This is a genomic window from Streptomyces catenulae (assembly GCF_000718015.1).
Taxonomy (GTDB): Bacteria; Actinomycetota; Actinomycetes; order Streptomycetales; family Streptomycetaceae; genus Streptomyces; species Streptomyces catenulae.
In genome coordinates, this window is record NZ_JODY01000020.1 from 52,322 (window position 1) to 68,014 (window position 15,693).

General features: G+C 69.9%; 20 protein-coding genes and 1 pseudogene. 3 read left to right on the forward strand and 18 right to left on the reverse strand.

Features of this window, described 5'->3' with window-relative positions; translation table 11 throughout:
- The 18 genes from IF23_RS0118435 to IF23_RS0118525 all read right to left on the reverse strand — a co-directional run bounded on the left by IF23_RS0118435 (position 1) and on the right by IF23_RS0118525 (position 11,888).
- The gene (locus IF23_RS0118435; protein WP_030285001.1) at positions 1–804 is read right to left on the reverse strand and encodes an aldo/keto reductase; all 804 of its coding nucleotides are present in this window, start codon (positions 802–804) and stop codon (positions 1–3) included.
- Positions 801–1,391, reverse strand: a complete 591-nt coding sequence (locus tag IF23_RS0118440) for an AAA family ATPase (protein WP_051739687.1) — start codon at positions 1,389–1,391, stop codon at positions 801–803. The genes IF23_RS0118435 and IF23_RS0118440 overlap by 4 nt, the downstream gene beginning before the upstream one ends.
- On the reverse strand, positions 1,385–1,990 hold the full coding sequence (locus IF23_RS0118445; RefSeq protein WP_030285010.1) for a 3'-5' exonuclease: 606 nt from the start codon (positions 1,988–1,990) through the stop codon (positions 1,385–1,387). Before IF23_RS0118445 ends, IF23_RS0118440 begins: the two co-directional genes overlap by 7 nt.
- Positions 1,987–3,177: a hypothetical protein gene (locus IF23_RS0118450; RefSeq protein ID WP_030285012.1), complete on the reverse strand. Its 1,191-nt coding sequence runs from the start codon at positions 3,175–3,177 to the stop codon at positions 1,987–1,989. The genes IF23_RS0118445 and IF23_RS0118450 overlap by 4 nt, the downstream gene beginning before the upstream one ends.
- Positions 3,174–4,214, reverse strand: coding sequence for a nucleoside-diphosphate kinase (locus IF23_RS32135; RefSeq protein ID WP_245655019.1), 1,041 nt, complete (start codon positions 4,212–4,214; stop codon positions 3,174–3,176). Before IF23_RS32135 ends, IF23_RS0118450 begins: the two co-directional genes overlap by 4 nt.
- Entirely contained in the window at positions 4,211–5,233 is a 1,023-nt protein-coding gene (locus tag IF23_RS0118460; RefSeq protein ID WP_037678608.1) for a thymidylate synthase, read from the reverse strand. The genes IF23_RS32135 and IF23_RS0118460 overlap by 4 nt, the downstream gene beginning before the upstream one ends.
- A gap of 66 nt (positions 5,234–5,299) precedes the next feature.
- Positions 5,300–5,947 carry a hypothetical protein gene (locus IF23_RS32140; protein ID WP_030285018.1) on the reverse strand — a complete coding sequence of 216 codons (648 nt, stop codon included), beginning with the start codon at positions 5,945–5,947 and terminating at the stop codon, positions 5,300–5,302.
- Positions 5,944–6,774 (reverse strand): endonuclease/exonuclease/phosphatase family protein, encoded by an 831-nt coding sequence (locus tag IF23_RS0118470; RefSeq protein ID WP_030285020.1) that lies wholly within the window; start codon positions 6,772–6,774, stop codon positions 5,944–5,946. Before IF23_RS0118470 ends, IF23_RS32140 begins: the two co-directional genes overlap by 4 nt.
- 35 nt (positions 6,775–6,809) lie before the next feature.
- Positions 6,810–7,013, reverse strand: a complete 204-nt coding sequence (locus IF23_RS0118475; protein WP_030285021.1) for a hypothetical protein — start codon at positions 7,011–7,013, stop codon at positions 6,810–6,812.
- A complete protein-coding gene (locus tag IF23_RS0118480; protein WP_030285023.1) occupies positions 7,010–7,321 on the reverse strand; it encodes a hypothetical protein in 312 nt (103 codons plus the stop codon). The genes IF23_RS0118475 and IF23_RS0118480 overlap by 4 nt, the downstream gene beginning before the upstream one ends.
- 119 nt (positions 7,322–7,440) lie before the next feature.
- A complete protein-coding gene (locus IF23_RS0118485; RefSeq protein WP_030285025.1) occupies positions 7,441–8,157 on the reverse strand; it encodes a Scr1 family TA system antitoxin-like transcriptional regulator in 717 nt (238 codons plus the stop codon).
- A 247-nt stretch (positions 8,158–8,404) separates the two neighbouring features.
- Complete coding sequence (locus IF23_RS0118490) at positions 8,405–8,644, reverse strand: hypothetical protein (protein ID WP_030285026.1); 240 nt, start codon at positions 8,642–8,644, stop codon at positions 8,405–8,407.
- Positions 8,644–9,000, reverse strand: coding sequence for a hypothetical protein (locus IF23_RS0118495; protein ID WP_030285028.1), 357 nt, complete (start codon positions 8,998–9,000; stop codon positions 8,644–8,646). Before IF23_RS0118495 ends, IF23_RS0118490 begins: the two co-directional genes overlap by 1 nt.
- Positions 8,997–9,605, reverse strand: coding sequence for a hypothetical protein (locus IF23_RS31370; protein ID WP_051739688.1), 609 nt, complete (start codon positions 9,603–9,605; stop codon positions 8,997–8,999). The genes IF23_RS0118495 and IF23_RS31370 overlap by 4 nt, the downstream gene beginning before the upstream one ends.
- A complete protein-coding gene (locus IF23_RS0118505; RefSeq protein ID WP_030285032.1) occupies positions 9,602–9,802 on the reverse strand; it encodes a DUF5999 family protein in 201 nt (66 codons plus the stop codon). The genes IF23_RS31370 and IF23_RS0118505 overlap by 4 nt, the downstream gene beginning before the upstream one ends.
- A gap of 529 nt (positions 9,803–10,331) precedes the next feature.
- Positions 10,332–10,895, reverse strand: a complete 564-nt coding sequence (locus IF23_RS0118515; RefSeq protein WP_030285037.1) for a hypothetical protein — start codon at positions 10,893–10,895, stop codon at positions 10,332–10,334.
- Positions 10,896–10,926: 31 nt separating this feature from the next.
- Complete coding sequence (locus IF23_RS34640) at positions 10,927–11,352, reverse strand: hypothetical protein (protein WP_211266172.1); 426 nt, start codon at positions 11,350–11,352, stop codon at positions 10,927–10,929.
- On the reverse strand, positions 11,349–11,888 hold the full coding sequence (locus tag IF23_RS0118525) for a hypothetical protein (RefSeq protein WP_157848034.1): 540 nt from the start codon (positions 11,886–11,888) through the stop codon (positions 11,349–11,351). Before IF23_RS0118525 ends, IF23_RS34640 begins: the two co-directional genes overlap by 4 nt.
- Positions 11,889–12,449: 561 nt before the next feature.
- Here IF23_RS0118525 and IF23_RS0118530 point away from each other — a divergent pair.
- The 3 genes and pseudogenes from IF23_RS0118530 (at position 12,450) to IF23_RS31380 (ending at position 15,156) form a co-directional block, all read left to right on the forward strand.
- Positions 12,450–13,544, forward strand: coding sequence for a helix-turn-helix domain-containing protein (locus IF23_RS0118530; protein WP_030285041.1), 1,095 nt, complete (start codon positions 12,450–12,452; stop codon positions 13,542–13,544).
- A gap of 22 nt (positions 13,545–13,566) precedes the next feature.
- On the forward strand, positions 13,567–14,235 hold the full coding sequence (locus tag IF23_RS0118535; protein ID WP_030285043.1) for a YdcF family protein: 669 nt from the start codon (positions 13,567–13,569) through the stop codon (positions 14,233–14,235).
- Positions 14,236–14,415: 180 nt separating this feature from the next.
- Positions 14,416–15,156: pseudogene (locus IF23_RS31380) on the forward strand (class I SAM-dependent methyltransferase).
- Positions 15,157–15,693: the final 537 nt, after the last annotated feature.

Consider the following 15,693-nt stretch of genomic DNA (forward strand, 5'->3'; position numbering starts at 1 on the left):
TCACTCCGGCGCCCCTTCGGTGGGGGCCAAGGGCTCCTCGGCGAGGGAGTTCACCAGTTCCGTCAGGTGGGTGCGGGAGCTGGTGCCGGGGATCGGGGCGACGTGCGGGCCGAGGTCGAGCAGCCAGCGGAGGGCGGCGCCGAGGTACGCGTTCGGGGCGAGGGTTCCGGCGTTGAGCGGCCGGTAGGGCACGTAGGGGATCTTGAGGTCGCGGCACAGGTCGAGGGCGGGATCGTGGCGCTCGTTGATGTTCAGGGCGTTCTGCACGGCGGCGATCTCGATGTCGCGGCCGACGCTCTTGATCTGTTCGGGGGTGACCTTCGACAGGCCGATGTGGGCGATCTTCCCCTCGTCCTGGAGCGCGCGCAGCACGCCTACCTGGTCCGCCAGCGGGATGTTCGGGTCGATGCGGTGGAGGTAGCACAGGTCGAGCTGGTCGACGCCGAGGCGGCGCAGGCTCGCTTCGACGCAGGCGCAGAGGTAGGCGGGGTGGCCGTGTGGGGTCCAGAGGTTGGGGCCGGTGCGGAGCATACCGACCTTCGTGGCGATCAGCACCGACTCCGGGTAGGGGAAGAGGGCTTCGCGGATGAGGTGTTCGACGGTGTGCGGGCCGTAGGCGTCGGCGGTGTCGAGGTGGGTGATGCCGTGGGTGTGGACGGCGTGCCGGAGCAGGTGGACGGCGCCGGCGCAGTCGTCGGGGTATCCCCAGGTGCCGGGGCCGGTCAGGCGCATGGTGCCAAGGCCCAGGCGGGAGACGGTTTTTCCGGCGAGGTGGAGGGTGCCGCCGGGTGGTGTGGCGGTCATGCGGCCACCGCCCGCAGGGCTGCGTCGACGGCGTGCTGGACGGCGGCGTCCTTGCTGTCGGCGGTGCTGGTGACGCGGCGCGTGGAGTGGGCGAGGAAGGAGGTGCCCAGCTCGTCGTGGAGGTGGCTGTCGACCAGGGCGCGGTAGCGCGGGTCGATGGGGTGGGCAGCATCGACGGGTATCTCGGGGTCGAGGACTGTGGCGAGCAGGACGTGGTACTTCACGGTGGTGTAGCGGCGGGCGATCAGGCAGGTCTCGGTGGCGACCCGGTCGTCGTCGCGGTATTCGAGCGCCGCGGTGTAGTAGGGGATGGCGTCGAGCACGGCGCGGTCGGCGAGGACGACCTGCGCCGTGCGGGCGGCGAGGGCTTCGTCGGCGATGGTCTGCCCGATGATCCACTCGGTGGACGTATCGGTGTGGTGCTGCATCTTCGGCAGGCCGGCGGCAGCGGCCCGCTTGGCGATGCCGCCGGTGCGGGCGACGGCGACGCCGTGCCCGCGCAGCTCCATCTCGATGCGGCGCAGCAGTTGGGTCGCGCCGGTGGACGGCGCGCCGAGCACGCCGATGCGGAAGGGGGTGTTCACCACAGGGTGGGGTCCGTTTCTGGTTCGGGGGCGCCGGGCAGGCCGGGCGGCACGGCCGCAGCGACGAGCTGGTCCCAGGTGTCGAAGTGCGCGGCCAGCACGAGCAGGAGCTGCGCGGTGGCGTAGGCGTCGTAGGTGGCCCGGTGCCGTCCGGCGGCGGGGGCCTGCGTCAAGTCCGGCCGGATGTGGTCGAGCAGGGCGTCGAGGGAGTACTTGGGCAGGCCGGGGTGGACGGCCTTGGCGAGCCGGAGCGTGTCGAGGACCCCGGCGGGCTGCCATTGCGGCAGGTGCGCCCGCAGGACGCGGTAGTCGACGTGGGCGTGGTGGGCGCAGATCCACGCGCCGTCCAGCAGCGCGTGGACCTGGCCGGAGATCTCCTCCCAGCCCGGCGCGGTCGCCAGCCGTTCGTTCGTCAGACCGTGGACGCGCGCGGCGAACGGCGTGACGGGCCGCTTGGGCCTGGTCAGCCACGCGCCCGCCGTGGTGGTGTCCGGGCGGCCATCGCGTACCGGAAGGGCGGCGACCTCGACGAGGTCGGGCGGCGTGGTGCCGTTGCCCTCGACGTCGACGACGAGCAGTGGGGGCCAGGAGGAGAAGTTCATGGTGCGGTCGTTCCGTTCTCCGCCGTCCAGCCGATCGGGGCGCGGCCGTGCCGGCGGTAGTGGTGGGGCTTGTCGCGGTCGTGGCACTGGTAGCCGTATCCGTGCTGGAGGAAGTAGCGCGGCGGCTCGTCCAGTCCCTCGACGATGATGGCCCGGTCGTCGATCTCCACCGCGCCGGTCGCGCCCAACACGCGGGCGTCCCTCGTCACTTCGGCGAGGCCCGGCTCGACCCACGCGGACTTGCACCGCGCGATCTGCTCCGCGGGGCAGATGTCGCACAACTCCCGGATGCCGTAGTGGCCGTTGTAGTCGGCCTCGCCGTGCGCGTAGGCCACGGCGCAGCTGGTCTTGCGGAACAGCGCACCCCAGGGCGCCGAGGCATCGTCCGGGGTGCGGAAGTGGTCGAGAATTCGCTGTTCGGCGGCCTCGGGCATGATCTTGCGGCGGGCCGTGTCCGCGTAGGGCACCGGCAGGCTGTGGGCCTGGTAGTAGGCGGCGATCTCGTTGCGGAAGAACAGGCCGGTGAAGACCGTGGCGTGGGCGTGGGCGGACAGTTCGCGGGCGCGGGCCAGGTGGGCGTCGCTGTCGTTGAGGCCGGGCACGATCGGTCGCCAGTACAGGACGGTGCGGTACCGCTCGGCGTTCTCGTACAGGGTGCGCAGGCTGCGGGCGGCGATGGCGGAGTCGACCGGTTCGATCCGCTCGTCGGTGATGCCGGAGTGCGTCACCAGGACGGTCAGGCGCAGGTTGTCGAAGGAGTTGAGGACGGCGCAGTCCTCTTCGGTGACGCGCCAGCGGGTGATGACCAGCACGTGGTTGGTCAGCCCCCGCTGGTCGAGGTTCCGCAGCACGGCGAACAGGTGCGGTTTGACGGCCGGGAGCATGGGGTCGGTCGCCCGGTTCAGCAACTGGATGGGCGTGCGGTGCGGGCGGAAGTAACGGTGGCCGACGAGGGCTTCGACGGCGGCCTCGTCGTCCATGAGGCGGCGGGGCACCTTCATCTCGAAGTTGTCGAAGAGGTGCCGGACGCAGTAGCCGCAGTCGAGCGGGCAGCCGACGATCCAGTTCAGCGATAACCCGGACTTGCGGTATTCGATCACGTCGGCGAGTGCGGGCTTGAGGCTGCCGATCTGGTCGGCGGGCAGGATCGGCAGGGCACGGCGGGGCCGGTCGGCGGGGACGTTCACGGGGTCCTCCTGGGCTGGCGAAGCGGGTCGGGTATCGGTCGGGCGGCCTGTGCGGGGACGGGCGGTGTCAGCAGTTCGCGGCGGGCCGTTCCGAACCAGGTGCCGATGTCGCGGCGGGCCGCATCCGGGTCGTCGGAGGTGTGCACAAGGTTGCGGACGAGGCGTCGCTCGGCGAGCGCGGCGTCGAGGCTGTCGATGCCGAGGTCGCCGCGGATCGTTCCGGGCGCGGCGTGGGTGGGGTCGAAGTGACCCAGCAGGTCACGCAGCCGGGCGTGGATGCCCGGCTCGCCGTGGGCGAGGGCGACGGTGACCGGGCGTCCCGCGTACTCCTGCTCCAGGCATGCGGGGATGTCCCGGTCGGGGAACCGGTCGGCGTCGACGAGCAGGTCCCAGTAGTGGACGTGGATCTGCCAGGGCTGCACGGTGATCTCGCACCGGTTCGTGACCGTGGCGCCCGCGTCGGCGATCCGCTCCAGCACGGCGTCGACCATTCCGCGCTCGGTCGCGTCGGGCTTGCACAGGATGACCGAGCAGCGCGAGAAGTCGGAGACCTGAAGAGCCCGGCCGGGCCCGTACCAGGTGCCGAAGTCGCGGCGCGCGGCGGGCGGATCGTCGGAGGTGTGCACGAGGTTCCGCACGAGGCGCTTCTCCCGGCTGGCCGCGGCGAGGCTGTCGGCACCCAGGTCGCCGCGGATGGTGCCGGCGGCGGCCTCGGCCGGATCGGTGTGCCCAATCAACTGGCGCAGGCGGGCGTGGATGTCGGGGCCGCCGTGCGCGAGGGCGACGGTGACCGGCTGTCCGGCATACGTCTCGTCGAGGCGCGCGGGAAGGTCCGGCGGGAAGCGCCCCGGGTCGGCCAGCATGTCGCGGAAGGCGACGTGGGCCTGCCATGCCTCGGCGACCAGATCCGTGCGGGCGCGCACGACGACGCCCGCATCCTCGATCCGCGCCAGCACGGCATCGACGAGCCCACGCTCGACCGCGTCGGGCTTGCACAGGACCACCGCCCAGCGGCTGAAGTCCACGCTGCCCCTCACCGCCCCACTCCCCCGGTCGGTGCGCAGGCGACCCAGCGGTGTTCGACGAGCCACCGCAGCCCCGGGTCCAGGGCATCGAGGATGTCGGGGCTGACGGCGTCGGTCTGGTCGTGCACGATCTGCCGGTAGATCTCGAACAACACGATCACCTGCTGCCAGTACGGCTCGATGCCGAGGTCGGCGATGTCCTTCGCCGAGTACGACTCCGTGTTCGTGCGCAGTGCTTCCTCGTGCTCCAGGACGCGTTCGAGGACTTCGGGGCCGGTCGACGCCGGCATCGAAGTGACGGGAAAGCTGAGCGGGTTCGGTCGGACGTCCGCCTCGTGCAGCACCGTCTTGACCCGCTCCGCGTTGCGGTCGTTGACGTGCGCGGAGCCGATGGTGTGGGTGTACGGGCCCAACTCCAGGCCGAGTTGGATGGAGGCGTACTCCTGGATCATCGTGAAGGAGAAGACGTCGGACAGCAGACCGCAGTCGAGGTCGTTCGCCCGCATGTGGCACACCATGTGCAGGCGCCCGCCGCGTTCCATGAGGTGGAGGCCGGCCAGGCACGCCACGTCCAGGTTGTCGCGGTCCTCCAGTTCACGGGCGGAGAAGACGGGAACGTACGCCCGTTTGCTGTCCAGCCCCGTGCGCAGCAGATCCAGGGCACGGTCGAACGGGGCGACGGTGTCGCCGTCGGCCGGGGTGAAGAGCGTGTGGCCGTAGGCGGAGCCGCCGAGGGTGACGCCGTCGGCCGAACCGGCGCGCATCGACGGGGCGTAGTAGCCGATCATCTCCAGGTCCCGGCGCCCCGCGAGGTACCAGAGCGCCTCGGCGTACTGGAACACCGGATTCGCCTTGCGCGCCTTCAGGTACGGGAGACGCTGACGCGGGTCGAGCAACCGGAAGCTGACACCGGTCACCTCCCGCGCCGCGTTGCCCCGCGCATCGATGCGCTGCTCGAAGTTGGTGGACGCCAGGCGGAGAAGGGCCAGGTAGGCCCCCTCCACACTGCGGTACGTCGGTGCGGTGAGCATGAACTCTCCTGTCGTTGTGCGGGCACAGCGCAGCCAGGAACGGGGACATCGGGCCGTCGGGGGCCATCAGGCGGCTGAGCTGCGGAGTCTCAGGCGCACGGAGGTGATGCCGTGGAGGGATATGAGGGCTTGGTGGGCGACGACCCACGGAGCCCGGGGGCTGCGGTAGCGGACGGCGGTGAGGCCGCCGTCCGCGGCGGGGCGGAGAGTTGTCGGGTCGTAGAGAACACCGGCGACGCCCCAGGGGCGGACCTCGTCGACGAGGACGGCGGTGTAGCTGCGCTTGCGGCTGCCGCGGGCGCGCGCCACGCGCGGCGCGCAGCGGTGACACAACGGTGGTGTGGCTGTCACATGCCCTTCGCGCACTTCGGCGGTGAGGAGGAACAGTGTCCTGTTTTCAGAGTGTTCACCGGAGGACGGGGTGTCATGGAGTGCATGTCCGCCGAGGGCGGGGTCGGCGGACACATGGCACAGCAGGTCGGTCATCGCGGTGCGCTGCCGGTGAGAGTGCACGCGCCCCGCAACAGGGCGCCCGCGTCCCGGGGCGATGATCTGGCGGCGCCACAGGACGTCGTGGTGGTCGCGATCGTGAGGCATCTCGCCCCGGAAGGCGAGGGCCGGGTAGCCGCTCCGGCTCACACGGACGGTGACGGGCGGCGTGACGTCGGTCTCCTGGGGCCACGCCGCCGTGTACGGGATCTCGGGGACCGTCACGGGACGAGGGCCCCCAGGTCGAGGGTCGCGATGCCGGGGAGGTGGTCGCTCAATGCACGGGCGGCCGGGGTGTCGATGACGGTCCAGTCGGTCAGGGCCGGGGTGAGGGCTTCGGAGAGGAGCACGTAGTCGCTCCGGCGCATCCATTCCTCGGCGCCGGGCCAGTGTCCGGTGGTCGGCGCGGCGGGTACCCCGAGGTGGGTGGAGGGGTCGGCATATCCCGCTACCGACAGGGCACGGATCGCGCGGCGGTCCGCACCGTCGTACATGCCATCGGGCCGGATCTCGCGGTGCCGGGAGTACAGGTGCCGGGGGATGGTGGACCAGTCGTCGTCGGGGTCGTCCGCCCCGATGGTGTTGAGGTCGCCCAGGAGCAGGGTGCGGCGGCCTTCTTCTGCATACTCCGTCAGCCACCCGGTCTCGGCCAGCCGCATTTCGGGGCTGAACGGGTTGAGGTGGGTGTGCAGGACGGTGATGCGGTGGCCGTCGATTTCCACGAGGGTGCGGCTGGCGGCGTGGTGGAGGGCGCCGTCGGCGATGTCCGGGGTGTGCTCGATGACCTGGACACGCGGCGTCCGGATGAAGAGGACTAGGTGGCAGCCGTGGTTGGCCGAAGGGGTGAGCAGGGGCTCCATCCCCAGGATGTGGGCCGCGCGGCGCAGTCGGCGCTGGCGGTCGCGGTCCCAGTGCTTCGCCTCCTGGACGCCCAGGATGGCCAGGCCGGCGATGAGATCGAGCTGCCGCTCGAAGTCCTGGGGGTCGAGGGCGCCGCCGTCGCGGATGTTGTACGTGCCCACGCGCAGCAGCTCGGGCGTGGTCGTCGGCATGATCTCTCCTGTAAGTCGTAGTGACTGATGGTGAGTTAGCGAGGGATGATCCAGTTACGGAAGGTGGAGGCGCCGCGGCGGGCGATGGCCCGCAGCCGCGGAGAGGGGCCGTCGTCGGGGGCGTAGCGGCACAGGCGGCAGCGCGAGACCGCGCGTACCGGGCCGGAGGCGGAGTCGACGTAGTAGTCCTCGATGGCCAGCTCGCCGCATGCGCATCGGGGCTCGGAGGGCGGGGTCATCGGCATGCACCGTCGCGCCCGGCGAAAAGGCCGCATTCGCCATGGAGGCAGTCAGGCGCGGCGAAGAGGCCGTGCTGGCCGGTGGCGTTCCACCGCAGCCACACGCTGCGGGTGGCGTCGAGGTAGTGCAGGAGGGAGTAGTGGTCGCCGTCGTGGTGGGGCCATCGCAGGCACCAGGTGTCGCAGACGGCAAGGTCGGAGCCGGGACCGCCCTCTACGGCCTGGGCCGCGGTCACCAGGTCGGCGGGGACGGTGTGGCAGCCCGGCCTCCCGACCAGGTCAGCGATCCGGGGAATGCTGTGGTCCACGAGCCTTCGGGCGGGCCGATGGCCGTGGCGCCCGGTGACCCGGGCGACGGCGGTCCGCAGCCGCGCGTCGGCCGTCGGTCGACGCTGGGAAATCCAGGGCGGCGGCGGTGGGCGGCGGGTCATGCTCCCGCCTCCCCGGTGCCGGCGCGGGCGGCCTCGTCGCGGAAGCGGTCCGCCGCCGCGGCGATGAGCTGGCGGCTCTCTTCCGCGGGGAGGGCTGCGGCCTCGGCCTCGCCCAAGACCTCGGCGAACGGGCTGCCCTCGGCCTCGCCGGTGTGGTAGACGGCGCCGTAGGTCTCCTCGACGAACAGCCTGTGTCCGTAGATCACGAGTTCACTGGTGCCGCCCCATTCCCAGATGGGCGGGCCGCCGTGCGGCAGGACGCGCACCTGGGCGCCGTGGTCGATGAGGGCCAGCAGGTGGCGCATCTGCTCCGCCATGACCGCAGCGTCGCCGACGGGGCGGGTGAGGGTCTGGTGGTCGAGCAGCGCGGTGAGGGAGGCCGCGCGACGGAGAGGAAGGCCGCGCGGCGCCCGGATGACGGTCCTCGGCCCGATCGAGACCCGGTCGGCGTAGGCGGGGGTCCGGGCGACGGCGGGCAGGAGCCAGGAGGCATAGGTACGGATGCAGGTGGCGGCCTGCTCACACCAGGCCAGTCGCTGGTGCCACCTGGGGCCGAAGTCGGTGACCACCATGCTCCTCCACTCGCCGCCGTTCTCGTCACCGGCGAGGTGGGTGATCTCGCGGGCTTCGTCCGGGTCGACGCCGTAGGAGGTCAGCAGCTGCTTGATGGTGCGCGGTTCCAGGGGGTACTGCGCACGCTCCAGCCGGGACACCGAGGAACCACTCGGCCGCCGCCCTGGGGGCGGGGCCCCGTGGGGTTGGCTGCGGGGGCGCAGTGGAGTCGGGCTCGCGGCGTGGAGGGTGGACGGCGCGGTCGCGGCGGCGTCCTTCTGTGTCCCGTATGCGCGGCGGTGGTTGCGGAGTGCGACGGTGGCGACGATTCGGCCGGGTGGCGGGGCGCCGCCGAGGGATGGTGCAGGGGCGGGGGCGGGCACGAAGTCTTCTCCTGAAGTGCGGGAGTTAGCGGGCGGGGCAGCAGCGGTTGATCGCGACGGTGAGGTCGGACCCTCGGGAGACATCGCCGCTGGCGTGGGCGGCGGCCCGTTCGCGGTCGAGGCTCTTGCACCGTGCGCACAGGTCGGCCACCGGGCGGCGGGGCGGGAGCAGGACCTCGGGCGGCAGCAGGTGCGGGGCGGGCGACATGATCTTCTGCTGCGGTCCGGGAGGCGCGGGCGGCGAGGAAGGGATGCGGCGGATCATCAGAAGCTCGTCGGGTGCTCGGCGGCCTCTACGTGGCCGCCGGGGTGGTCGAGGAACAGCAGGCACGGGTGGTCACCGTTGCTGGTGGTGGGGCAGTCGTCGTGGGGTTCGAGCCAGCAGGTCTGCTCGCGCCCGTCGCCAACCCACCGCAGCCAGAGGCCGTCGACGGCGTCAGGTAGTTCGGTCACGCAGTACGCGTGGGCGGTGTCGGGCGGGTGGTCGGCGGCCAGGAGGCAGAACCCATTGGTCCAGGCCGTGGCCGTCGTGACGCCGGGGTGGGTGAGGTACAGCTCGTCGTCCACGGCTTCGGCGGGTGGCCCGGCCTGTGAGCAGTAGATCACCGGGATCGTGGTCACCACGCCTCCGCGAGGCTGGTGTTGCCGTCCAGGTCGACGACGCTGTACTGGGTCAGTTCGCGGACGAGGAGGCGGGCAAGGGTCCAGCGGGCTTCGTAGGTGCCGTAGGCCACAGGCTCGTCGTTCGGGGGAAGCTGCTGGATGCGGTGTCCGGCCCAGCGGTAGCGGGTGCCGATGACGCCGTGGAGGCGGTGGCGGGTGACGAGGAGCGCGGTGTGGCCGTGCTGGAGGGCGGCGGACTCCCGTGCGGCGATGGTGGCGTGGGCCAGGCACACCGGCGGCAGCACCGTCCGCACCTGCCCCCGCACGTCCACACCAGCGGGGACGAGAAACAACATCCCGCCCCCCAGCCGGGGGCGGCTGGTACTGCGGACGGGCCGGACCGGCGCCTCGCACAGCGCGCAGTTCAGGTAGAGCATGGGCTGGCGCTGGCCGTCCGGGGCCGTGCGGTCCCACAGGACGTCGCGCAGGTCCCGGTCGCCGGGCTGCTCGGCGGTGTAGCTGAGACGGAAGTGGCCCGCGGGTCCGCCGCGGCGGACGCACAGCGGCGGCCCGTTGTGCTCCCCGGGCGTGGGGGCGAGGAGGAGGTTGGTGGTAGTGGTCATGCGGCGACCGTCATTCCGGCCGGCGGGCGGCGCGGCCCGATGACCTCACCGTCCGGGGCCAGTTCACCGGTGTCCTCGAAGAGAAGGACGCCGTTGCACAACAGGCTCCAGCCCTGCTCGGGGCGGGCGGCGACAGGGTGCGCGGCGTCGCGGTCGGCGGCGTCGGCCGCGGGGCACGGCGGAGTATGGGCGCACATAGCGGCAGGTCCTTTCCGGGGTCAGTGAGAGGGCGGCGGGACGCGGGGCGGGGCGGGCAGCGCGGCGGAGGTAGGGGACGCCGAGCTGGCGGGCGCGGGTGATCAGGTGCGCGGCCGTCGTGGCGCCGGTGGCCTCGCACACCGCGCGGATGTCGCGCTCGATGGCGGTCACGGGCTTGGCGCTGCGGAGGGAGAGGTCCCAGGTGGTCGCCCCCTGGGCCAGCAGCCGTATGAGGGCGATCTGTGTGACGGACAGCTGCACTTCGGCCGGCACGAGAGCGGCTCCGGCGGCGGCGCGGTTAGGACACCGGAGGCGTAGGTGCGCTGGACGGCTGCGGGATCCGTCAGGTCTCGGTTGCCGAGTTTGCCCTTGGCGCAGGTCAGCAGGCTCCGGACCGACTCGACCCGCATCCGCGTCATCGTCGCGATCTCCTCGACCGCCATGCCGTGTGCGGTGCCCAGGATGGCTCGGACCTCTGGCTCCGACAGCTCGACCTTCAACATCGACAACTCCGTGTAGGCGAGGTGGTCAGGGGCGGGTGCAGGACTGCGGCGAACGGCGGTTCAGGACGTCGGTCAGCTGGTGGGCGACGTCGGGAGGCACCGGGAGGAACTGGAGCCGGGCATCCCGGTCGCAGGCGACGCAGTACGGGTGGAGATCGCCGTGGAGGCGGTGCCCGATCGCGGACCGGCTCGCGGCTTCGAGGGCGCGACAGACCTTGTCGCTCCCCTCCCAGCCCGGCGTTTCGGTCCCGGACAGCTCCGGCAGCGGCGTGCCGCCCAGGGCGGCGGTCAGCGCGTCGACCTGCGGGATGGAGTAGGAGCCCAGGAGGATCCGGCCATGCTCGGCGGTGGGCATCACATGGATGCCGTGGGCCGCCAGGGCCTCCCGCAGTCCGGTGACGAGCGGGAGGAGGTCGGGGTGCAGCCGCTCCGTGATCGCCTCGATCTGGCCTCCGGAGAGGTGGCGCACGGTGAGGACGCCGGACGGGGTGATGGACACCTCCTGCGGATCGATGCCCGCGGCCCGCAGCCCGGCCATCAGGGCTTTCGCGGTGAAGGGCGGGTACATCTCGTCGCGGTTTTCGGACATGGTCAAAGCCCTTTCAGAGCAGTGCAGTTGGTCACGGGTGGAAGAGGAGAAGAGAGGGCGCGGCCTCGGTGCTGCCGAGGTGCGGCCGCGGTAGGGGTGCGGGGGCGGGGCATCGGCAGGTCAGGGGCAGGAGGGCCCTGACGGGAGCGGCACTCCAGGACCAGCGACCCGACGGCGTCGTCACGGTGAAGATCACGGGACGCCCTTGCCGGAGGCTGGCTGTGACCCGGTGGGCGGCACGGTGATCACCCAGCCACGCCCACGCGACCCCGAACCCGTCGGTGTCCAGGTCGAGGAGGGAATCACGGACGGAGTCCCGCAACCACTCCATCGCCACCTCGGGGCTCGCCGCGACGAAGTTCTGTGCCACCGGCCGACCTTCAACGTCGAGGCCGACCGGCAGCCCCGTCTTATCGGTGCGGTCCAGGTGCGCCCAGTACGCGGACGGCGGGGTCACGCACACCACAACTCCCGCTGCTCCGGGGGCTGCGGTTCGAACGTCGGCAACGGCCCGGTGTCGCCCGGATCGAGCCGGTCGATCAGCTCCTGGGCCGCCATCGCCATCCGACGCACCTGCACCGCATCCGCGCGTCCGGCCGCGGCCGGACCGGTGCGCAGCCGGTCGGCACGGACGAGCGCCACGCCGAACTCGGGCGACGAGCAGCGGACGGACGCGGCGCGAGCCATGTTCACGAGCTGCCCCAGCAGACGGTCCAACCGCTCCGCGAGGAGCGGCAGCTCGGAGGGGGCGACCAGGTCCCGTACGGGAAGACGCCCGGGGCGACGGCGTATCAGCCCCGGCGCCCGGCGGATCCCAGCGACGCCCTCCGGCCCAGCTGGCGCGCCGAGAACCTGGTTGAGGTCTTCGTCGTACTCGGCCAGGTACTCGTCATGCAGCCTGTTGATGAGCCGCAGGAAACGATCTGTCCTGCTGGCAGCATAAGCAGGACAAGGCACTTCTCCTGCCGCACCGGGCGGGAACACCGAGTTCATGATGCGGCCCCTTTCGAGGGGGCAGCGGAAGCAGGCGGCTCGGGTGAGAAGGGGTGGGCGGGCTGATTTCGCTGACTGCCGCGCATCAAGAGCACGCGGGCTCCTGACACGTTGAGACGCCGTTCGCGGTCTCGGGCTATCTCCTTGGGACCCAGATGGGACGGCGCGGGCAGAACAACCCCATATGCGCCGGGCACTCTAAGAGCTTGCAGAAGCCCAGCGAAAGCGGATGATGATGACGAACAGCGTTCAGTGAACACCCCACCGAGCGTCAACTCGTGGGTGCTGCAATATTCGGCGACAGCTCTGGTCAGTGCCTGCTGCCGGGCTGAAGACATTCCTACCAGGCACAGGAAACCGTAGACGACGGGACCAGTTACTGCGCGCTGTTCGGTGAGAGGCTCCATGGGTGCGGGTCCGTCCAATGCGTCGGAAGACTGGTAGTTCGAGACTTCCGCGAAAAGGCAGAGCAGGGAAGCAACGACTGTCCCACTTGTGTTCCACTCCTGTCCTTCAAGCTGCACCTACCGTGATTCCATGGCACACGGAAGGGAGCGACGCATGGCGACCGTGCATGAATGGACTGGCCTGGAGGCTCGTGCTCTCCGGCATGCCCTCCGTATGAGCGTCAGAGGGTTCGCCGAGCACCTCGGCGTGGCAGTCAACACGGTCTCGAAATGGGAGAAACATCTGGCTGGGACCAAACCCAACACCGATAGCCAGGCCATTCTGGACACTTGTCTCGCTCGGGCTGACGTGGCGGCTCACCTGCGGTTCGAGACTTACCTCTCGGAGACGAGGCAAGGGTCGGCAGCAGCGATGCGGCGCGTCACGATCCCTCGCCCGAGAGCGTGGGAGTACGAGGAGTGGGCCGACGACCTCGATCGAGCTGTTGTCTCCCTCTCCCGCCAGAAGTTCCACTTCGCAGACGACCTTCTGCGCCGCTGGACTGCTCGCTTTCAACCCGCTGACCTGGACGACCGGGGGCTCTATCTCCTCGCGCGATCAACCACGCTGCTAGGCGACCTGCGGCGTGATCAAGGCGAGATCCTAGGCCCCCTGTCCGCTAGCCGGTCCTATGCCGGGGCCCGTTCGGTCTTCGCGCAACTGGAGATTCCCCGTCGGGTCGCCCAACTCGACCTCTCCCTGGCCGTGGTGGCTGAGATGGTCGGGGAGCTGGACACGGCCGCGCACCGGTACGAGGAACTGGCCGTTGATGATCGGCTCGCCCGCCGCGATCGAGCAAGGGCGCGTCTGTGGGTGGGTACCGCCTTGAGTAAGGACGGCAACCACGACTACGCCGCCCGAGTCATGCAGGGAGCAATCCGCGAGTTTGAAGATCTTTCCGAGCCGGATGACTGGTCGGTGGCACATCAGAAGCTCGCCCTCGCTCGTCGGGGCGCGGGCGACCTGGACTCCGCCCTCCGGTTGATCGATGTCGCCCGTAGTACCGGGGTGGTTGACTCCCCGATGCAGCGAGTGCGCCTGGACACCGCGTATGGCCACATCCTGCTATCCGACCCTGTGACCCTGGATGATGGGTTCCACGTCCTCGATAAGGCTCAGAAGTTGGCTGCCGAGTTCCGGCTGAGCCATCAGCTCCGCAGCATCGAGGACATCCGGAAGACGAGCCAAGGGGCAGCAGGCCCCCTGTGACCATGATCAGGGAGATAGGCGAGTGACGGAAAACCAGCAAAAAATCAGTGAGGAACAGTGGCGTGAGGCGAAGTTGATCTGGGATTTCCACCAGATGCGCCACGAAGTGCGCGAGACTGACGTTGCTATCGGGCTGGGCAGCCACGATCTTGGAGTGGCGGCCTTCTCTGCTGAGCTGTACCACGCTGGCCTTTTCCCCACCCTGGTATTCACAGGCGGAAATAGTCCCACGACAGCGGCCCGTTTCCCGCGTGGTGAAGCTGTCCACTACCGCGAACACGCTCTTGACCTCGGCGTTCCGGATAGTGCGATCCTGCTGGAGCCCAACGCTGGCAACACTGGTCAGAACATCTTGTTCTCCCGTGAAGTTCTGGTTACTGCTGACATTGCACCGAAATCGGTAATGATCGTCTCGAAGCCATACATGGAGCGGCGCTCGTATGCCACCGTGCGCAAGGTATGGCCCGAGGTGCAGGTGATCTGCGCTTCAGAGCCCTTGGAGTTCGACAAATACGTTAAGAGCATCGGCGATGAAAAGCTCGTGGTTGACATGCTTGTTGGGGATCTGCAACGGGTAATCGAATATCCATCGCTCGGATTTGCTATTGAGCAGGACGTCCCGGAAGACGTGCACGCCGCGTACATTTCCCTTACCGACAAGGGTTTCACCAGTAGGCTCCTCTCTTCATGAATTGCCTACGGCGGTGCTGTGCCATTCGCCAGCCAATAGCTCTCTCTGTGCTTGGGCGCGTTGGCGATGTCGGTTGACGTGGTCTACTGAATTCCCGTCAGGCCACGGGCTGCGCCGCAACGGCTCGCGCTGAACCGTAGCCTGGGTCCGGCCAGCTCCTGACCGGGCCCAGGCGTCCGGGTGAGATTCGCCGGAACTCACCCGCCTCCGGGCCGGGCTCGCCAAGATGGTGAGGCCAGCACCGCAGACCTCTGGCACCACTACGGCCGCGCTCGCGCTGGCCACGACCGCAGCGTCCCACCGGCCTTTCACTGACCCTGGGACCAGCAGTCCGGCCCCGGCCCCGAGGCCCTCGGCGACCTCGCCGGACAGACCATCGGGGACCTCGGGGCCGGAGCCGCCCGTGATGCCGCCCACCTGGCAACCCGCCACGCCCCGGCCCGCGTCGACGCGATCGACTCCTCACCGGCGCCACACACACTGGCCACCGCCCTCTTCGGCCACCTCACACCTCGCCTCCGCCTCGTTCACGCCGACGTCGTACGGCACCTGCACGCGTCCAGCAGGGAGTACGACGTGCTCTACAGCGTCTTCGGCGCGACCTGCTTCACCGACCCCCGCGAACTCCTACCCGCTGCGGCAGTCGCCCTGCGACCCGGCGGCCGGCTCGTGTTCGCCACCCTCGCCCACTACCTGAACGGTGCCCCCGCAGAACCGGACATCGTGCCCGCCGACATCCCGGCGAAGACCGCGGCCGGGAAGGCGACGACCATGCCTCGGTGGGTTCTCCAAGAGCAGGTCTGGACGAAGGCGCTCGACCAGGCGGGATTCACCGACATCAGCGTTACCACCCTGCCGTCGGCCACTGCGGGCCCTCGCACCGCGGACACCTTGCTGGTGACCGCGCACCGAATGACCTGACAGCCGCTGCTGAAGACCGAGATGCCCCAGGACGCAGCGGTGGCGCGCAGCGAGGGGTACGGAAGCGGAAGCGTGGGGAATCAGGAAGGCCGAGAGATGCGCAGGTCGCGAAGGTTTGCTCCGCGTACGCGGAGGTGTTCCGCACTGCGTGAGAGCTACGAGCACGGAATCCGGTTGGATCCGAGACCGGGGCCGGTTGAGTCAATTGTGTTCCGGAACTGTTCGAAACCTTGACGGCTCTTCTTCCGGGGCGCTTAGATCCTGGGCGCAAACGCTTGACGCGATGGCGTGGGACCGTCGTGAGTTTCGCGGGCGGGACGTCTACCGCTGTTGAGCGTTTATCGGGCCGAGGTTGGAAGATACCTGGCCTCGGAGAGATGGGGGATCTGAGATGCGGAAGACCAACCGCCGACTCACCGCATGGGCCACGGCCCTGGCCACGGCCGTGGGGGCCACGGTCACCAAACGGGTATGCGTGGAACGTGGTCGGATGCGGTTACCACACGATCAACGACTACTACCAAATCGGCTCCGCCA